Genomic DNA, 18030 nt, shown 5'->3' with positions numbered 1-18030 from the left:
AGCATAGCACAGGGCTACTGGCTATGGGGCACGAATAGGACCGGTTTTGCCACGCAATCTGCCGAGGCAAGCAAGTCCAGAGACCTGGGAGTTACAACAATGAAATCAGAACAGAATAATGCGGCCCATGGCCATGATGACAGCAGCCACGAACAGCAAAACACCCGTGAACTTGATCAATTGCCAGGAGAAGCGAAGGTAGCGTTTATCGCCAGACAGCAGGTAAACCGCCAGGGAGACAGCCACCGCGATAACCCCGATGACCAGTAAAAGTCGCAGGACCAGCATCAGGGTTTACCCGATTTCAGGCGTATTGCAATACAGGTGGCATGCCGATGGGCGCCTGAAAACCACTAGGCGCTTCTTCGGTACGCTCGAAGGTGGCATATTCCCACGCTTCCTGATCGGCCAACAGATCGCGCAACAGCTGATTGTTCATGGCATGGCCAGATTTATAGGCGGTATACGCGCCTATTACCGGATGGCCCAGGACATAGAGATCGCCAATGGCATCCAGCACCTTGTGCTTGGCGAACTCATCGTCATAGCGCAAGCCATCATTATTCAGCACGCGGTATTCATCGAGCACGATGGCATTATCCAGACTACCGCCACGTGCCAGGCCGTTGGATCGCAGATACTCGACTTCATGCATGAAGCCGAAAGTACGCGCACGGCTGATCTCCTTGATATAGGAGTTATCGGCAAAATCAATCACGACGCGCTTGCCGCTGTGTTCAAACACCGGATGATTGAAATCGATGGTGAAGTCCAGCTTGAAGCCGAAATAGGGGTCAAACCGCACCCACTTGTCGCCATCCCGGACTTCCACCGTTTTCTTGATACGAATGAATTTCTTGAGCGCAGGCTGTTCGACTATCCCTGCCTGCTGCAGCAGGAAGACAAACGGACCGGCACTGCCATCCATGATGGGCACTTCGCCGGCGGTCAGGTCGACCTGTACATTATCTACACCAAGGCCGGCCAGGGCTGACATCAAATGCTCGACGGTGGCTACGCGACTGCCGCCATGCTCCAAGGCTGAGCACAAACGGGTATCGGTAACGAATTGAGGTTGCACCTTGAATGCCGCCGTATCGGGCAGATCGACACGACGGAACACAATTCCGGTATCGGGCGCAGCCGGGCGCAAGGTCATCTCGACCTTGTCTCCTGTATGCAGCCCGACGCCGGTGGCGCGGATCACGGTTTTCAGTGTGCGTTGTTTCAACATGATTTCTTACACCCTGGGTATACAACCCGTTAACACTTGGGCCGCAGCGTTAAACACTGCGGCATTAACCTCAATTATTTCAACATCATAGCATATGCGCCGCCATAGCCGGCAGCTTTCCTCAGGCGACAACCCCATGGTTTTCGCCTGTTTTACTGGCTTTTACATTCGGGGTTGCCCCCTGCATCAACGCTGACAGCCTGCGTCCTGACGACACCAGGTCAGACGTTGATGCTGTACTGGCTAGTCAGCCTGTTTGCGCAGGAAGGCAGGAATATCGTATTCCTCCACACCAGACAGCTTCATCGCTTCAACCTGAGCACGGCGGCCGTTGCTGCTGAATACCGCTGGGCTTTCGTCTTCCACAACGCCACCACCCACAAACATCGGCTGGTTGGTCGTACCATCACGCACCTGCGTCATGACGCGCAATTCAGGTTTTTGCTGACGACGGCCCGCCACAATGCCATTCAGACCAGTAGCTACCATGGTCACGCGCAAGCCATCCCCAATGCTTTCATCCACCACGTTGCCCACGATGACGGTCGCATCTTCTGCAGTGAACGCCTTGATGGTGTTCATCACGTCATAATATTCCTTCATCTTGAACGAGGTGCTGGCGGTGATGTTCACCAGAACCCCACGGGCGTTAGCCAGATTCACATCTTCCAGCAGCGGGCTGGCAACGGCCTGCTCAGCGGCAATGCGAGCGCGATCTGGACCAGTAGCCAGTGCGGAACCCATCATGGCCATGCCCATTTCGGACATCACGGTACGCACGTCGGCAAAGTCGACGTTGACCAGACCTGGGCAATTGATGATTTCGGCAATACCGGCCACGGCGTTATGCAACACGTCGTTGGCGGCCTGGAATGCTTCGAGGAAAGGCACATCTTCACCCAATACCTGCATCAGCTTCTCGTTCGGGATGATAATCAGAGAATCCACATGCTTGGAAAGTTCCTCCAACCCTTCTTGTGCAACCTTGGTGCGCTTGCCTTCAAAGGCAAATGGCTTGGTCACGACAGCAACGGTCAGAATGCCCATTTCCTTGGCCACTTCGGCAATGATAGGAGCAGCGCCGGTGCCGGTGCCACCGCCCATGCCAGCGGCGATGAACAGCATGTCCGCGCCATCAATCACTTCCGCGATGCGATCACGGTCTTCCAGTGCGGCTTCGCGGCCGATTTCAGGACGAGCACCAGCGCCCAGACCCTTGGTAATATCCGTCCCAATTTGCAGCACGGTCTTGGCATTGCTTTTCTTCAATGCCTGCATGTCGGTATTGGCGCAAATGAACTCCACGCCCCCTACCGCTTTTTCGATCATGTGGGCAACGGCATTGCCACCGCAACCACCCACGCCGATAACCTTGATAACCGCCTCTTGCGAGTCCCTGTCCATAATTTCAAACATCTGTACATCCTCCTTGTTGTCTGCCTAACAAAATCTGCCTGTAAATCACGATCTACTACTGAAGCTGCTACTGCCTGCCACTAAAAATTGCCCTGGAACCAGCTCTTCATCCTGCTGAAAATCTGGCTCAAGGACGTGGATTCCATTTGCCCTTGCAGCTGACGCTCGATCTGCTGCTTGCCCATCAGCACCAGGCCGACGCCTGTTGCATAGCGGGGATTGCCGACCACTTCTGACAAGCCGCCTACATAACGCGGCATGCCCAGACGTACCGGCATGTGGAAAATCTCTTCACCGAGCTCGACCATGCCGCGCATCATGGCGGAGCCGCCGGTGATGACAATGCCGGAAGCAATCATCTCCTCCATACCACTGCGACGCAGTTCGCCCAGTACAAACTCATACAGCTCAACCACGCGCGGCTCGATGACTTCCGCCAGGGTCTGCACCGACAATTCGCGCGGATCACGGTTATCCACCCCGGGCACTTCCACCACTTCGCGTGGATCCGCCAGCTGGCGCAAGGCACAACCATGCTTGATCTTGATTTCCTCGGCGGATTGCGTAGGCGTGCGGAACGCCACGGCCACGTCATTGGTAATCTGGTCACCGGCAATCGGCACCACCGCGGTATGGCGAATCGCGCCTTGCTTGAACACGGCAATATCCGTCGTACCGCCGCCGATATCCACCAGGCAAACACCCAGCTCTTTTTCGTCTTCGGTCAGCACCGCCATGCTGGAAGCCAGCGGTTGCAGAATCAGGTCCGTGACTTCCAGACCGCAGCGCTTGATGCATTTGACGATGTTTTGCGCAGCGGCCACGGCGCCGGTGACGATATGCACCTTCACCTCCAGCTTCATGCCGCTCATGCCATGCGGTTCGCGCACATCCTCCTGGCCGTCGATAATGAATTCCTGCGTGAGGATATGCAGAATCTGCTGATCGGATGGCAATGCAATCGCACGCGCCGTTTCAATCACGCGGTCCACATCCATCTGCGTGACTTCGGCATCCTTGATTTTCACCATGCCATGCGAATTCAGGCTCTTGATATGGCTGCCGGCAATACCGGTAAACACCGTGCTGATCTTGCAGTCCGCCATCAGTTCGGCTTCTTCCAGCGCGCGCTGGATGGCCTGCACGGTGGAGTCGATATTGACCACCACGCCTTTTTTCAAGCCGCGCGAGGCATGCTGACCGAGACCAATGACTTTCAGTCCACCGTCGGGCTGCAACTCCGCCACAATGGCGACGATCTTCGATGTGCCGACATCCAGTCCGACGATAAGATTCTTATCATCTCTAACCCTGCTCATTGATTTCTCCAGTATTTCAATTCATTCATTGTGGTGCTTATGCCGCCCGCGCTTTGGCTGTTATCGGCTCGTTCGTGGCCGGTTTCCCGTCCTTGCCTGTCTCAGGCTTGCGTACTGCAAACCCGTTCGGATATCGCAAATCGGCATAGCGCACCGCTATGCCAAGCTTGGAAAGCGTGCCTTGGTATACATCCGCAAACTTTTCCAGCCGCTCATCCATCTGCTCACGCCCCAGCTCAATCACCATGCCTTTGTCAGTGCGTATCTGCCATGCGCGCCGCGGCGTCAATACCAGCTCACTGACGCGCATGCCCGCTGTTGCCAATAACTGGCTGTATTTGCCGTAGTGCTCGGCGACTTCATGTACGCCATCACCGGGACCATAAAACACCGGCAGGTCGCTATCCGAAGCCGCATGAAACAGCTCACCATAGGTATTCACCAGCGCAATATCGCCCCAGCGTGCCAGCTCCCTATGCTCTTCTACCGTCACCTCCAGCTTGTCCGGCCAGCGGCGGCGTACAGTCACCGACCTTGCCCATGGCAGTTTTTCAAACGAACTGCGCGCCTGCTCCAGGTCCATTGTGAAAAAATTCCCCTGCAAGTGGCGGCTGACAATCAGCTTGATCTGCTCGCGCGTCACATGGTCCAGCGAGCCATCCACCCGCACCTGACGAATAGGAAATATCGGCAGGTGCACCACCACAAACAACGCGCCATACAGCATCAGCACCGCCGCCAGCGCAAACAGGAAGTTAGCGATCCAGTTCAGGACCTGGGGTTTATCCCACACGCGCCAACTCCAGTATGCGGATCACCAATTCGTCAAAGCTGATGCCATTGGCTTTGGCGGCCATCGGCACCAGGCTGTGGTCTGTCATGCCCGGCGACGTATTCACTTCCAGGAAGTAATGGCGACCGCTTTCATCCATCAGGAAATCCACACGGCCCCAGCCACGGCCACCAATGGCTCGGAAAGCTTGCAGCGCTTCAGCGCGGATGCGGGCTTCCTGCTCGGCGGGCAAACCGCATGGGCACAGGTACTGCGTGTCATCGCGCAGATACTTGGCTTCAAAGTCATAAAATTCGTTGGCCGGCACGATACGGATGATGGGCAGAGCTTCATCGCCCAGAATGCCCACGGTATATTCGCCACCACCGACAAAACGCTCGGCGATCACCAGTGGATCGGACTTGGCGGCAAGTTCGTATGCCGCTTTCAGTTGGCCGGACTGCTTGACCTTGCTGATGCCGATGCTGGAGCCTTCATTGGCTGGCTTGACGAACAGTGGCAGACCCAGGCGCTGCTCCACGGCGGCAAAGTCGCTGCTGGCATCCAGCAGCTCAAAGTCCGGCGTTGCAATCCCCGCCGAGCGCCACAAGAGTTTGGTACGCCATTTATCCATGCCCACGCTGGAGGCCAGCACACCACTGCCGGTGTAGGGAATGCCCATCAACTCCAGTGCGCCTTGCACCGTGCCATCTTCACCAAAGCGGCCATGCAGCGAGATAAACACGCGATCAAATGCCAGCAGTTCATGCAAATCGCGCTCGGCAGGATCAAAGGCAGCAGCCTCCACGCCCTGACGCAACAGGGCAGCCAGCACCGCACCGCCGCTCTTCAGGGAGACCTCGCGTTCGCCGGAGCGCCCGCCCATCAATACCGCCACTTTTCCAAAATTTTTCATCATCACATCCGCTGGTTCATGTGTTTGCAGGTAAGCCTTGCAGGCTATCCTGCGCATTTACACTTCCCGCTCTCCTGTTTCCGTCTCGCCTATCACTCTTACTTCCTGCTGCAACTCAATGCCAAACTTGGCTTTTACCGACTCGCGCATATGCGCAATCAGCTGTTCAATTTCTGCCGCCCTTGCCCCACCGAGGTTAACGATGAAGTTGGCATGCTTTTCCGATACCTGCGCCCCACCAATCTGGTAACCCTTGAGGCCGCACTCTTCAATCAGCCGCGCGGCATAATCGCCTGGCGGATTGCGAAAGGTCGAACCTGCATTCGGCTGGTTAAGCGGCTGTGTCGCGAGCCGCCTTGCCAGCAATTGCTTGATCTTTTGCTCAGCCTCTTCCGCATCGCCCGTCGCCAGACTGAACCACGCGGCAATAAACCATTCCTGCTCGCCCAGCCAATGCTCAGGCTGACCAGCCAGCGCCACATGCCGATAGCTGGCATGAAACTCGGCACGGTTGCGCTCATGCAATTCGCCCTCACGGTCCATGGTCAGCACACGCTGCACGATGTCCCAGGTTTCGCCGCCATGGCAGCCTGCATTCATGGCCAGCGCACCGCCCACGGTGCCGGGAATGCCTGCCATGAACTCACCCCCCTGCAAGCCTTGCCGGGCGCTGAAGCGGGCCAGCTTGGCGCAGGTCACGCCCGCTTCGGCATAGAGCTCGCCATTCACCATCTCCAGCCCGGTCAGTACGTTATGCATCACGATCACCGTGCCGCGCACACCGCCATCGCGCACCAGCAGATTGGAACCGAGACCAATGAAATGCACGGGCTCGTCCTTGCTCATCGTGCGCATGAATTGCTGCAAATCCTGAAGCCCCGCCGGAATATACAAACGATCCGCCAGACCACCCACGCGCCAGCTGGTATAGCGCTCCAATGGCGCATTCAGCATCAGTTCACCTTGCATGGGGATCTGCTGGGCCATCATGCCGTCGCGGCCTCCCGTGTCTTGGCGGCCACCTGGCCAATCGAGCCTGCGCCCATCACAATCACCACATCGCCATCCTGCGCTACGCCCAGAATGGCTTCTGGCAACTCGGCGGTCGTCTCGACAAACAAGGGTTCCACCTTGCCTGCCACGCGAATGGCGCGTACCAACGCACGACCATCGGCAGCGACGATAGGCGCTTCACCTGCCGGATATACATCGCTCAGCAACACGGCATCGGCGCTCGACAGCACTTTTACAAAATCCTCAAAGCAATCCCGGGTCCGCGTGTAACGGTGCGGCTGGAAGGCCAGCACCAGACGGCGATCAGGGAATGCGCCACGGGCAGCGGCAATCACCGCCTGCATTTCCACCGGGTGATGGCCGTAGTCATCAATCAGCGTAAATTTGCCGCCATTGCGGGCTGGCACTTCGCCATAGCGCTCAAAGCGGCGCCCCACACCCTTGAACTCACGCAGCGCCTTGATGATGGCGGCATCGGGTACATTCAGTTCGCTCGCCACGGCAATCGCCGCCAGGGCATTCAGCACGTAGTGATTGCCGGGCAGGTTGAGCGTGACATCAAACTCGGTGGTCACGCCGTTAATGCGTTGCACCGTGAAGTGCATGGTGCCGTTATCCGCGCGCACGTTTTTGCCACGGATGCGGGCATCTTCCGAAAAGCCATACGGCATGATCGGCTTGGTCACGCTGGGCAAAATGGCCCGGATGTTGGGGTCATCAATGCACAGCACGGCCATGCCCCAGAAGGGCAGCTGCTGCAGGAACTCGACAAACGCGCCCTTGAGCTTTTCAAAGTCGTGCCCGTAGGTATCCATATGATCGGCGTCGATATTGGTGACCACCGAAATCACGGGCGACAGGTGCAGGAATGAAGCGTCGGACTCATCTGCCTCCGCCACGATGAATTCACCGGTACCGAGGCGCGCATTGGCGCTGGCGGCTTCCAGACGACCACCGATGACAAAGGTCGGGTCCATGCCCGCTTCGGCCAGAATGCTGGCGATCAGGCTGGTGGTGGTGGTCTTGCCATGCGTGCCTGCCACGGCAATGCCCTGCCGGAAACGCATCAGCTCGGCCAGCATCAGCGCCCGTGGAATCACCGGCGTATTGCTGGCGCGGGCGGCGATGATTTCCGGATTGCTCTCGTTCACCGCACTCGACACCACCACGACATCAGCATCGCTCAGATGCGCGGCTTCATGGCCCTGGTACACCTTGGCACCCAGGCTATTGAGGCGCTGGGTGGTGGCGTTGCTCGCCAGGTCAGACCCGCTGACGCCAAAGCCCAGATTCAGCAGCACCTCGGCGATACCGCTCATACCCGAGCCGCCTATGCCGACAAAATGCACGTTTTTCACTTTATGTTTCATATCGCAGCTCCACCCCGGGATGCCAGGGCCATACTTTCCAGTTCATTGGCGATGGTCTCGGTCGCCTGTGGGCGGCCCAGACTGCGCGCTGCCAGCGCCATTTCCAGCAGCCGCGTGCGATTCAGTTCCTGCAGCAAATTGGCCAGACGTTGCGGTGTCATTTCCTGCTGCGGCAGATGCACGGCAGCGCCTTGCGCCGCCATCCAGGCCGCGTTGTCACGCTGGTGCGAAGTGGTCGACACTACCAGTGGCACCAGGATGGAAGGCACGCCTGCCACTGCCAGTTCACTCACCGTAATGGCACCGGCGCGGCACACCAGTACATCTGCTTCGCTATACGCCTTGGCCATGTCTTCAATAAAAGGCAGCACCTCAGCTTCTACGCCTGCAGCGGCATAGGCCGCCCGCAACATATCCACCTGATCAGCCCCAGACTGATGGGTTACCGTGGGGCGCTGCTCCATGGGAATCAGCGCCAACGCACGTGGCAGGTTTACATTCAGCACTTGCGCACCCAGACTGCCGCCCACCACCAATAGATGCAGCGGGCCCTGACGTTTGGCGTAACGCTCTTCCGGCGCAGGCACTGCCACAATCGCAGCGCGCACAGGGTTGCCTGTCACACGGGCCTTGACGGCCATGCCACCCAGGCCGCCTTCGCCGCCTTCAAAACCAAACAGGATGCGATTGGCGGACTTGGCCAGGGCGCGATTCGACATCAGCAACGCTGCATCCGCATTCACCAGTGCCAGCGGCACCTTGCACAAGCGGGCAGCCCAGCCACCCGGCACGGTCACATAGCCGCCCATACCGAGCACTGCGGCGGGCTGCAACTGGTTGATCAGCTTGCAGGCTTGCCATGTGGCGGCCAGCAGCTTGAATACGCCCTTGGCGGTATGCAGCCAACCCTTGCCGCGCAGCCCGGAAAAATCCAGCCGTGTCATGGCAATGCCACTGGGCGGCACCAGGCGGTTTTCCATGCCATGCGTCGTGCCCAGCCAGTGCACCTGCCAGCCGCGACGCTGCATCACATCGGCAATTGCCAGACCAGGCATCACATGCCCGCCCGTGCCAGCCGCCATGATCAGGAGCGTCTTGCTCATGCTGGCAATCCTTTCTGCAGGCTGGCGTTTTGGCTACAGCCGCTGCGCTTAACTGGCATGCGCCAGTTAGCCTTCGCCGAAACAGACGCCTGATTCTCCTGCACCATCATTACGGGAGGCCGCGTCATCATGCTGGCAATCCTTTCTGCAGGCTTGGCGTTTTGGCTACGGCCGCTGCGCTTAACTGGCATGCGCCAGTTAGCCTTCGCCGAAACAGACGCCTGAGTCTCCTGCACCATCATTACGGAAGGCCGCGTCATCATGCTGGCAATCCTTTCTGCAGGCGTCTGTTTTCCCAATCGATTCTTAGCAGCACGGCCAGGGCGATGCAGTTGGCGAGGATGCCGCTACCGCCGAATGAGAGTAGCGGCAAGGTCAGGCCTTTGGTGGGCAGGAGCCCCATGTTCACGCCCATATTGATGATGCCCTGCACGCCGATCCACACCCCTATGCCTTGGGCCAGCAGGGCTGAGAAGTAACGCTCGTTACCGATGGCTTCTTTGGCGATGCCAAAGGCGCGCAGAATCAGCCAGGCGAAGAGCGCGATCACAACCATGACGCCGACAAAGCCCAGCTCCTCGGCGATCACGGCCAGCAGGAAGTCGGTATGGGCTTCGGGCAGATAAAGCAGTTTTTCCACGCTGGCGCCCAGGCCGACACCAAACCACTCGCCGCGACCAAAGGCGATCAGTGCGTGCGACAGTTGATAGCCCTTGCCGAACGGATCAGCCCAGGGGTCCATAAACCCGATCACACGCTGCAGACGGTATGGCGAACTCCAGATCAGGCCGACAATGGCAATCGGTAACAGGGTCAGCAGGCCAGCAAAAATACGACCATTGATGCCACCCAGCCAGAGGATGGAAATGGAAATGGCGGCAATGACGGCAAATGCGCCAAAGTCAGGCTCGCGCAGCAGCAGCCAGCCCACCAGCAGCATGACAAACACCATGGGCAGGAAGCCTTTGGTAAAGCTGTCCATCACGGCCGATTTGCGGATGGTGTAATCCGCCACGTAAATGGCGGCAAACAGCTTCATGAATTCCGATGGCTGCAGATTGATGATGAACAGCGACAACCAGCGCTGACTGCCATTCACATTGCGGCCCACCCCGGGGATCAGCACCAGCACCAGCAGCGCAATGCCGGTCAGGAAAAGATAAGGGGCCATTTTCTGCCACATGGCTGTCGGCACCTGGAAGGCCATGAGCCCAGCCCCCAGGCTGATAACGATGAATATGGCCTGACGGATCAGGAAATAGGTGCTTTGATGGCCGGTGGCCTTGTCTGCTTCGGCCAATGCGATCGAGGCGGAGTACACCATCACCAGGCCAATGCCCAGCAATATCAGTGTGACCCAGACCAGGCCCTGGTCGTAGGTGGCGCTATTGAAACGCTCGCGGCTGCCGAGGGTGATCATCATGACTGGACCTCCTCGTGACGCGTCACCAGATCAGCCACGGCGGCGATAAAGACTTCGGCACGATGGGCGTAATTGCGGAACATGTCGAAGCTGGCGCAAGCAGGTGACAGCAGAACGGCGTCGCCGGCCACGGCGGCGGCGTAGGCCTGCTGCACCGCATCTTCCATAGACTCCGCGTGCAGGCGTGGCACCGGGCTGCCTTGCAAAGCGGCCTCTATCAGTGTGGCATCACGGCCGATCAGCACCACAGCGCGGGCATTCTGGTCTACCGGCTCACGCAGCGGACTGAAATCCTGGCCCTTGCCATCGCCACCGGCAATCAGCACCACCTTGCGTGGCAAGCCAGCCAGCGCTGCGCAGGTCGCGCCCACATTGGTACCCTTGGAATCATCGTAAAAGGCAATGTCATGCAGATCGGCTACCCACTCCACCCGGTGTGGCAAGCCTTTGAATTCGCGCAGCACATGCTGCAATGGTGACCAATCCAGTCCGATGGCACGGCACAGAGCCAGCGCTGCCAGGGCATTGGCCGCATTGTGCAAGCCAGGGATACGCAGCTCTTCCACATGGAGAATGGGGTGAGCACCTTGTGCCAGCCAGAGTTGATCGTGCAGGGCCAACAGGCCATAGGCATTGGATTCGACAGGCAGATCCAGACCAAAGGTCACCACGGGCTGATCCGGCAAGGCCATGTCGCGGCACCAGACATCTTCGCGGTTGAGCACCTGTACGCCAGCACCCTTGAGTATGCGTGCCTTGGCGGCGGCGTATTCCGGCATGCCGGGATAACGATCCATATGATCTTCGGTCACGTTCAGCACGGCGGCCGCGTCTGGCGCCAGACTGCTCGTGGTTTCGAGCTGAAAGCTGGAAAGCTCCAGCACGTAGACATCGGGTGCGCCGTCGGTTTCCACCTGCCGCAGGGCATCGAGCACGGGCAAGCCGATATTGCCTGCCACCACGGTCTTCAGGCCGGCTGCCTTGCACATTTCGCCCACCAGCGTAGTCACGGTGGTCTTGCCATTGGCACCGGTAATCGCGATCACCTTGCTGCTACGCGGGCGGAACTGGGCAAACAGCTCGACATCGCCTACAACCTGGATACCATTGCCCAGCGCCTGTTGCACTTCCGGCTCGGCCAGCGCCACACCGGGGCTGATGACCACCAGGTCGGCCGCGTTGAACATGGACGAACGGAACGGCCCGGTATATACCGTCAGCTGCGGGAACTCCGCCTTGAGCGTATCGAGATTGGGCGGCGTCGTGCGCGAGTCGGCAACAGACAGCACGGCGCCTTGGCCGCGCAGCCAGCGCAAGGCCGAAAGGCCGGTATCACCCAGCCCCAGCACCAGCACCTGTTTGCCTGCAAGATCGCGCATGATGGTCTTTGTTTTCCTTAACGCAGTTTCAATGTGGATAAGCCGACCAGCACCAGCATCATGGTGATGATCCAGAAGCGGATATATTGGTTTGGTGTCGCCATCACATGCGAGCCCTGACTCGCATGTGAGTCTCCCCCAACACAAAATATCGTGCGCTTCGTCTTCATATTTATCTCAGTTTCAAAGTCGACAGGCCGACAAGTACCAACATCATGGTGATGATCCAGAAGCGCACGACGACTTGCGTTTCTTTCCAGCCCTTTTGTTCATAGTGGTGATGCAGCGGCGCCATCAGGAAAATGCGACGGCCGGTGCCATACCGCTTTTTCGTGTATTTGAAATAAGTGACCTGCGCAGCAACGGACAGCGTTTCCATTACAAACACGCCGCCCATGATGAACAGCACGATTTCCTGGCGCACGATTACCGCCACCACGCCCAGTGCGGCACCAAGCGCCAGCGCACCCACATCGCCCATGAACACTTCGGCGGGGTAGGCGTTGAACCAGAGAAAGCCCAGACCGGCACCGGCCATGGCAGTACAGAACACAGCCAGCTCGCCCGCGCCAGGAATATAGGGTATGCCCAGGTACTTGGAGAAATAGAGGTGGCCTGCGGCGTAGGCAAAGATCGCCAGTGCGCTGGCAACCAGCACCGTAGGCAAAATGGCCAGGCCATCCAGGCCATCGGTCAGGTTGACGGCATTACTGCTGCCAACGATGACGAGATAGGTCAGCACAATAAAACTGGCAGCACCCAAGGGAACGGTGACGGTTTTAAAGAAGGGGAAAATCAGCGTGGTTTCCGCTGGTATGGTCGCTGTGTGCCAGAGATAAAACGCAGCGCCAAATCCCAGCAGGCTCTGCCAGAAATATTTCTCCTTGGCCGAGAGACCTTTGGGATTGCGGTGTACCACCTTGCGCCAGTCATCTACCATGCCGACGATACCAAAGCCCATGGTGACGATCAGCACCACCCAGACAAAGCGATTGGTCAGGTCTGCCCACAACAAGGTGGAGATACCAATGGCCACCAGAATCAAGGCACCGCCCATGGTGGGGGTGCCGGCCTTGACCAGATGCGTCTGCGGACCATCATCACGCACGGACTGCCCTACCTTGTAATGAGTCAGCTTGCGAATCAGGCCGGGGCCAACGATAAACGAGATGGCCAGCGCGGTCAGCGTCGCCAGCACGGCGCGCAGGGTAATGTAGTTGACGACATTAAAGCCACGAACATCTTGAGCCAGCCAGCGAGCAAGTTCCAGTAACATCTAGTGCGCCTCCTCTTTCGTATTATTCTGTTCACTCACAATCAGCTGCACCACGCGCTCCATACGCATGAAGCGCGAGCCTTTTACCAGCACCACGGTATTGGCGTCCATCTCGTGGCATAAACCTGCCACCAGTTGCTCGGGCGTTTTGTAATGATGGGCGGGATCGCCGAATGCCTTGCTCATTTCCAGGGACAAATCTCCCAGGGTATACAAGCCATTAATGCCTGCTTCGCGGGCGTATTGGCCAATTTCGGTATGCATGGCAGCGGCGGTTTCACCGAGTTCACCCATGTCTCCAAGCACCAGAAGACGCTTGCCTGGACGGGCGGCGAGCACGTCAATCGCCGCTTTCATGGAGGCCGGATTAGCGTTGTAGGTGTCATCAATCACCAAGGCCTGCCCGATGCCGGCGCGATGCTGCAGGCGGCCATCCACACCATTAAAGGCTTCCAGCCCCTGGGCAATCGACTCCGGCCTTGCTCCCATCGCAATGGCGACGGTACTGGCCGCCAGCGCATTACGCACGTTATGCAAGCCAGCCACTTGCAGGTTGAATGCAATGCCGCCTATCGGCGACTTCATGTAGACATAGCTGCTATCGGCGCGCAGCTCGTAATTGGCACTGACATCGGCCATCTTGGCCAGACCAAAGGTCAGGATGTCGTGCTCGCCCGCGAGCTCTGTCCACAGTGGCGCATAGAGATCGTCGGCATTGATGACGGCAACACCTTCCAGCGCCAGCCCTTCAAAGATTTCACCCTTGGCGCGGGCAATGCCCTCCACCGAGCCCAGCCCCCCCAGATGCGCACTGGTGGCATTGTTGACCAGTGCCACAGTGGGACGCGCCATCTGGCTCAGGTAGCGGATTTCGCCAAAATGGTTCATGCCCATTTCCGCCACGGTGTATTTGTGTGGCGGACGCAGCCGCAGCAAGGTCAGCGGCAGGCCGATGTCATTGTTGAGATTGCCACGCGTCGCCAGCACCGCATTGCTGTCTCCGGCCTCGGCACGCAGAATGGAAGCCACCATTTCCTTGACGGTAGTCTTTCCATTACTGCCGGTAATCGCCGCCACCGGAATGGAGAAGCGATTGCGCCAGACGGCAGCCAATTCACCCAGCGCCAGACGGGTATTCTTGACCACGACACCAGCGACCATGCCCGACTGGACTTCGGCCACCAGCGCGGCAGCAGCACCCGACTGCAGCGCCTGCAGTACATAGGTGTGACCATCAAACCGTTCCCCACGCAGGGCAACAAACAGCTGCCCGGGCACGATATTGCGACTGTCGGTTCCGACGCTGGTAAACAGCACGTCTTCCCCCACCAGCTCGCCGCCAACTGCAGCCGCCAATTCCGACAAACGCATCATGCGACGGCTCCCAATAATGTTGTGACGACATCGACATCGCTATACGCATGCCGAATGCCTTTGATTTCCTGATACGTTTCATGCCCCTTGCCCGCCACCAGCACCATGTCACCGGGTGCAGCCTGCTCAATGGCGTGGGTAATGGCAGCACGGCGATCCACCATGACTAGATGCTTTCCACCCATGCTGGCGGTAATGTCCGCAATGATGTTTTCGGGCGCTTCGCTACGCGGATTATCGGTAGTGATCACGACGCGATCCGCCAGACGATCGGCAATGGCGCCCATCATCGGCCGCTTGCCAGCATCGCGGTCGCCACCGCAGCCAAACACACACCACAGCTTGCCGCGCGTTTGCTCACGCAAGGCGGTCAGCGCATTTTCCAGCGCATCCGGCGTGTGGGCGTAATCAATGACGACGACGGGCCTGGCGTTGCCACCGTATTGCTCCATGCGGCCCGGCACTGGCTTTAATGTGGCAATAGCCTCGGCAGCAGCTTCCAGCGGTACATCCATCGCCAGCAGGACAGCCAGTACGGCGAGCAGGTTATAGGCATTGAAACGCCCCATGACCGAAGCCTCCAGCATGACCTCTCCCCATGGCGTAGCCACCGACAGCCGCATGCCGGTTTCATGCAGATGCAGGCTTGTGCAATGCACATCACCGCTGTGCATGCCATAACTCAGCACCGGCCGACCTTCAGCCCGCAACTCCTGCAACAACGTGAGGCCATAGGCATCCTCAGCGTTCAACACCGACAGCTTGAGGCCAGGCCACTCCATCAGGCGGCGTTTGGCTGCAGCGTAGCTGTCCATGTCGCCGTGATAATCCAGATGATCGCGTGTCAGGTTGGTAAACACGGCAATATCAAAATGCACGCCATTGACGCGGCCCTGGTCCAGCCCGTGGGAGGAAACTTCCATGGCGGTGGCTACCGCGCCTTGCTTCAGGTATTCGGCCAGCAGGCCATGCAGGACAATAGGATCCGGCGTGGTATTGATGGCGGCAGCCAGCTGGCCGGGAAAGCCATTGCCCAGCGTGCCAATGACAGCGGTTTTGCGCTGCAGGCTATTCAGGCAATGTGTGAGCCACTGGGTGCAGGAAGTCTTGCCATTGGTACCGGTCACACCCACCATCCACAACGCGCGAGAGGGGTGACCATAAAATTCATCGGCGATTTCGCCTGCCTGCTTGCGCAAGTCTTTCACTGGCAGATTGACGGCCTGCAGATCATCAGGCCAGCTAAAGCCTTCAGCCTCCCACAATATGGCACCCGCACCATTGGCAATCGCCTGCGGAATATAGGCGCGGCCATCGGCAGCATCGCCAGGGTAAGCCACAAAAAGGCTACCCGCGGTGACCTTGCGACTATCGGAGGTCACGCTGGTTGGGCGTATGCCAAGATCATGCAGGGAGGCAAGGATGGTCATTACACCACCTCCTTGATTTCAGGCGCATCTTCTGGCGGGATCACGATATTGTCGTTGGGCGCATCCTGCGGCACAGCCAGCATGCGCAGTGCACCAGCCATGATGGCGCTGAATACGGGAGCCGCCACCGTGCCGCCGTAATATTGACCGCTACTGGGCTCATCCACCATCACCGCAATGATCAGGCGTGGGTTGGAAGCCGGTGCCAGCCCGACAAATGAGGAAACATATTTATCAGCCAGATAGCCGCCTGGCCCCAGCTTGTGGGCGGTCCCGGTCTTGCCAGCCACGCGGTAACCCGATATCTGTGCACGCGGGGCGGTGCCGCCTGGCTGCACCACCAGTTCCAGCATATCGCGCACGGCAAGCGCAGTTTTAGCGGAAAACACTTGCTGCCCAACCGGGGTTTCCTTCAGCTTCAGCAGCGAAACCGGTTTCAGCTCGCCATCATTGGCAAACACGGTATACGCGCGCGCCAGCTGCAATAGCGTCAGACTGATGCCGTGACCAAACGACATGGTGGCCTGCTCAATAGGCCGCCAGCCTTTATAGTTGCGCAAACGACCAGACGCTTCACCGGGGAAGCCGATGTGCGTCGGCGTACCAAATCCCATGTGGTTGTAGATACCCCACAGATATTGCGGCTCCAACGTCAGCGCCATTTTGGCCGACCCCACGTTGGAGGATTTCTGGATCACCTGCGCCACGGTCAGCATGCCTTGCGGGTGGGCATCATGGATGGTGGCTGGGCCAATGCGCAGAATGCCAGGGGCGGTCTGGATATGGGTGTCTGGCGTGAAATGCCCGGACTCCAGCGCAGCCGCAGCGGTAAAGGGCTTGAGGGTGGAACCAGGTTCAAAGGTATCGACAATGGCCCGATTGCGCGAACGCCCGGCCATATTGACCGGATTATTAGGGTTGTAAGTTGGCAGATTGGCCATGGCCAGCACTTCGCCGGTGCGGGCGTCCAGCACGATGGCGGCTCCGGCCTTGGCCTTGAACTGGTCTACCGCCTTGGCCAATTCACGATACGCCAGATACTGTATCTTGCGATCAATCGACAGCACCAGGTCATGCCCATCCTGGGGCACTTTGACTGCTTCCAGATCCTCGACGATATGGCCTTGCCTATCCTTGATGACGCGACGGCTACCTGACTTGCCAGACAGCCAGTCCTGATAGCGCAGCTCAAAGCCTTCCTGGCCATTTTCATCGATGCCGGTAAACCCGACCAGGTGCGCCATGACTTCACCAGCCGGATAATAACGACGGTACTCGCGCTGCATGAACACACCCGGCACGCCAACCTGCATGACTTGCTTGGCCAGCTCAGGAGGAATGCGGCGCTTGATGTAAACAAACTCGCGCGTGTTGTTGGCGAGTTTTTTGTTGAGTTCAGCGGGCTTCATCTTAAGCAGCGTCGCTATTTTACTGATCTGCCGCGGTGTTGCCTGCACATCGGGCGGGCTGGCCCAGATCGACTCGACAGGTGTACTGATCGCCAGCGGTTCGCCGAAACGATCCGTAATCATGCCGCGATGCGCTGGCAGCTTCATCGAGCGGCTATAACGTGCGTCGCCCTCTTTCTGCAGAAAGCCTTTATGCATGCTTTGCAGATAGATACTGCGGCCCAGCAGCGCGGCAAACCCTGCCATCACCACGATCAACAATACGCGGCGACGCCATGCTGGCAGCTTGATAACGGCGGGCTGGATCACGCGTGACCTCATGGCTGAGCACCTCGCGCCACCACCTGCACCCGCTTGGCATCTGGCACCTGCATATGCAAACGCTGATTGGCGATCTGCTCAATCCGGGCGTGCATGGCCCAGGTACTTTGCTCCAGCTGCAACTGGCCCCACTCCACGTCATATTGCTTGGCGGCATCTTCCTGCTGCTGCAACTCGATATAGAGTTTGCGCGACTTGTGCTGGGACGTGATGACGCCGAGTGCCGTCACGATCAGAACCATGAACAGGATGAGGTTGAGCCGCGTCATGATGG

At 58.5% G+C, this 18030-nt stretch carries 18 protein-coding genes; all 18 read right to left on the bottom strand.

The features are described 5' to 3' along the window. Window positions 1-105 precede the first annotated feature (105 nt). Window positions 106-288: a hypothetical protein gene (locus tag LG203_RS01390; protein ID WP_230344161.1), complete on the bottom strand. Its 183-nt coding sequence runs from the start codon at window positions 286-288 to the stop codon at window positions 106-108. 16 nt (window positions 289-304) lie between these two features. Beyond that, window positions 305-1234, bottom strand: coding sequence for a UDP-3-O-acyl-N-acetylglucosamine deacetylase (lpxC, locus tag LG203_RS01385; protein ID WP_230344160.1), 930 nt, complete (start codon window positions 1232-1234; stop codon window positions 305-307). Window positions 1235-1477: 243 nt separating this feature from the next. After that, a complete protein-coding gene (gene ftsZ / locus LG203_RS01380; protein ID WP_230344159.1) occupies window positions 1478-2650 on the bottom strand; it encodes a cell division protein FtsZ in 1173 nt (390 codons plus the stop codon). An 80-nt stretch (window positions 2651-2730) separates the two neighbouring features. Then, entirely contained in the window at window positions 2731-3969 is a 1239-nt protein-coding gene (gene ftsA / locus LG203_RS01375; protein ID WP_013441291.1) for a cell division protein FtsA, read from the bottom strand. A gap of 37 nt (window positions 3970-4006) precedes the next feature. Further along, the gene (locus LG203_RS01370; RefSeq protein ID WP_230344158.1) at window positions 4007-4762 is read right to left on the bottom strand and encodes a cell division protein FtsQ/DivIB; all 756 of its coding nucleotides are present in this window, start codon (window positions 4760-4762) and stop codon (window positions 4007-4009) included. Then, complete coding sequence (locus tag LG203_RS01365; protein WP_328486274.1) at window positions 4752-5714, bottom strand: D-alanine--D-alanine ligase; 963 nt, start codon at window positions 5712-5714, stop codon at window positions 4752-4754. Before LG203_RS01365 ends, LG203_RS01370 begins: the two co-directional genes overlap by 11 nt. Beyond that, complete coding sequence (murB, locus tag LG203_RS01360; protein WP_230344157.1) at window positions 5715-6647, bottom strand: UDP-N-acetylmuramate dehydrogenase; 933 nt, start codon at window positions 6645-6647, stop codon at window positions 5715-5717. Continuing rightward, complete coding sequence (murC, locus tag LG203_RS01355) at window positions 6644-8041, bottom strand: UDP-N-acetylmuramate--L-alanine ligase (RefSeq protein ID WP_230344156.1); 1398 nt, start codon at window positions 8039-8041, stop codon at window positions 6644-6646. The genes murB and murC overlap by 4 nt, the downstream gene beginning before the upstream one ends. After that, window positions 8038-9144, bottom strand: coding sequence for an undecaprenyldiphospho-muramoylpentapeptide beta-N-acetylglucosaminyltransferase (gene murG / locus LG203_RS01350; protein ID WP_230344155.1), 1107 nt, complete (start codon window positions 9142-9144; stop codon window positions 8038-8040). Before murG ends, murC begins: the two co-directional genes overlap by 4 nt. After that, window positions 9141-9407, bottom strand: coding sequence for a hypothetical protein (locus tag LG203_RS01345; protein WP_230344154.1), 267 nt, complete (start codon window positions 9405-9407; stop codon window positions 9141-9143). The genes murG and LG203_RS01345 overlap by 4 nt, the downstream gene beginning before the upstream one ends. Beyond that, window positions 9404-10567: a putative lipid II flippase FtsW gene (gene ftsW, locus LG203_RS01340; RefSeq protein WP_230344153.1), complete on the bottom strand. Its 1164-nt coding sequence runs from the start codon at window positions 10565-10567 to the stop codon at window positions 9404-9406. The genes LG203_RS01345 and ftsW overlap by 4 nt, the downstream gene beginning before the upstream one ends. Continuing rightward, window positions 10564-11946, bottom strand: coding sequence for a UDP-N-acetylmuramoyl-L-alanine--D-glutamate ligase (gene murD / locus LG203_RS01335; protein ID WP_230344152.1), 1383 nt, complete (start codon window positions 11944-11946; stop codon window positions 10564-10566). The genes ftsW and murD overlap by 4 nt, the downstream gene beginning before the upstream one ends. Window positions 11947-11963: 17 nt before the next feature. Beyond that, complete coding sequence (locus LG203_RS01330) at window positions 11964-12116, bottom strand: hypothetical protein (protein WP_230344151.1); 153 nt, start codon at window positions 12114-12116, stop codon at window positions 11964-11966. Between the two features lie 2 nt (window positions 12117-12118). Further along, window positions 12119-13222 carry a phospho-N-acetylmuramoyl-pentapeptide-transferase gene (gene mraY, locus LG203_RS01325; protein WP_230344150.1) on the bottom strand — a complete coding sequence of 368 codons (1104 nt, stop codon included), beginning with the start codon at window positions 13220-13222 and terminating at the stop codon, window positions 12119-12121. Continuing rightward, window positions 13223-14596: a UDP-N-acetylmuramoyl-tripeptide--D-alanyl-D-alanine ligase gene (locus LG203_RS01320; RefSeq protein WP_230344149.1), complete on the bottom strand. Its 1374-nt coding sequence runs from the start codon at window positions 14594-14596 to the stop codon at window positions 13223-13225. Further along, the gene (locus LG203_RS01315) at window positions 14593-16026 is read right to left on the bottom strand and encodes a UDP-N-acetylmuramoyl-L-alanyl-D-glutamate--2,6-diaminopimelate ligase (RefSeq protein ID WP_230344148.1); all 1434 of its coding nucleotides are present in this window, start codon (window positions 16024-16026) and stop codon (window positions 14593-14595) included. Before LG203_RS01315 ends, LG203_RS01320 begins: the two co-directional genes overlap by 4 nt. Continuing rightward, window positions 16026-17756, bottom strand: coding sequence for a peptidoglycan D,D-transpeptidase FtsI family protein (locus LG203_RS01310; RefSeq protein ID WP_230344147.1), 1731 nt, complete (start codon window positions 17754-17756; stop codon window positions 16026-16028). The genes LG203_RS01315 and LG203_RS01310 overlap by 1 nt, the downstream gene beginning before the upstream one ends. After that, window positions 17753-18025, bottom strand: coding sequence for a cell division protein FtsL (ftsL, locus tag LG203_RS01305; RefSeq protein ID WP_230344146.1), 273 nt, complete (start codon window positions 18023-18025; stop codon window positions 17753-17755). The genes LG203_RS01310 and ftsL overlap by 4 nt, the downstream gene beginning before the upstream one ends. Window positions 18026-18030: the final 5 nt, after the last annotated feature.

Origin of the sequence: Methylovorus mays (assembly GCF_020531915.1) — a bacterium.
In the GTDB taxonomy this organism is placed as follows: Bacteria; Pseudomonadota; Gammaproteobacteria; order Burkholderiales; family Methylophilaceae; genus Methylovorus; species Methylovorus mays.
The sequence above is the reverse complement of the archived record's forward strand: the minus strand, read 5'-3'. Positions and strand labels throughout refer to the sequence as shown.

Excerpts from the sequence above, each read along its gene's own strand:
- LG203_RS01390 (WP_230344161.1), bottom strand. The coding sequence starts at position 288 with ATGCTGGTCCTGCGACTTTTACTGGTCATCGGGGTTATCGCGGTGGCT.
- lpxC (WP_230344160.1), bottom strand. The coding sequence starts at position 1,234 with ATGTTGAAACAACGCACACTGAAAACCGTGATCCGCGCCACCGGCGTC.
- ftsZ (WP_230344159.1), bottom strand. The coding sequence starts at position 2,650 with ATGTTTGAAATTATGGACAGGGACTCGCAAGAGGCGGTTATCAAGGTT.
- ftsA (WP_013441291.1), bottom strand. The coding sequence starts at position 3,969 with ATGAGCAGGGTTAGAGATGATAAGAATCTTATCGTCGGACTGGATGTC.
- LG203_RS01365 (WP_328486274.1), bottom strand. The coding sequence starts at position 5,714 with ATGCGCAGGATAGCCTGCAAGGCTTACCTGCAAACACATGAACCAGCG.
- murB (WP_230344157.1), bottom strand. The coding sequence starts at position 6,647 with ATGATGGCCCAGCAGATCCCCATGCAAGGTGAACTGATGCTGAATGCG.
- murC (WP_230344156.1), bottom strand. The coding sequence starts at position 8,041 with ATGAAACATAAAGTGAAAAACGTGCATTTTGTCGGCATAGGCGGCTCG.
- murG (WP_230344155.1), bottom strand. The coding sequence starts at position 9,144 with ATGAGCAAGACGCTCCTGATCATGGCGGCTGGCACGGGCGGGCATGTG.
- LG203_RS01345 (WP_230344154.1), bottom strand. The coding sequence starts at position 9,407 with ATGATGACGCGGCCTTCCGTAATGATGGTGCAGGAGACTCAGGCGTCT.
- ftsW (WP_230344153.1), bottom strand. The coding sequence starts at position 10,567 with ATGATGATCACCCTCGGCAGCCGCGAGCGTTTCAATAGCGCCACCTAC.
- murD (WP_230344152.1), bottom strand. The coding sequence starts at position 11,946 with ATGCGCGATCTTGCAGGCAAACAGGTGCTGGTGCTGGGGCTGGGTGAT.
- LG203_RS01330 (WP_230344151.1), bottom strand. The coding sequence starts at position 12,116 with ATGAAGACGAAGCGCACGATATTTTGTGTTGGGGGAGACTCACATGCG.
- mraY (WP_230344150.1), bottom strand. The coding sequence starts at position 13,222 with ATGTTACTGGAACTTGCTCGCTGGCTGGCTCAAGATGTTCGTGGCTTT.
- LG203_RS01320 (WP_230344149.1), bottom strand. The coding sequence starts at position 14,596 with ATGATGCGTTTGTCGGAATTGGCGGCTGCAGTTGGCGGCGAGCTGGTG.
- LG203_RS01315 (WP_230344148.1), bottom strand. The coding sequence starts at position 16,026 with ATGACCATCCTTGCCTCCCTGCATGATCTTGGCATACGCCCAACCAGC.
- LG203_RS01310 (WP_230344147.1), bottom strand. The coding sequence starts at position 17,756 with ATGAGGTCACGCGTGATCCAGCCCGCCGTTATCAAGCTGCCAGCATGG.
- ftsL (WP_230344146.1), bottom strand. The coding sequence starts at position 18,025 with ATGACGCGGCTCAACCTCATCCTGTTCATGGTTCTGATCGTGACGGCA.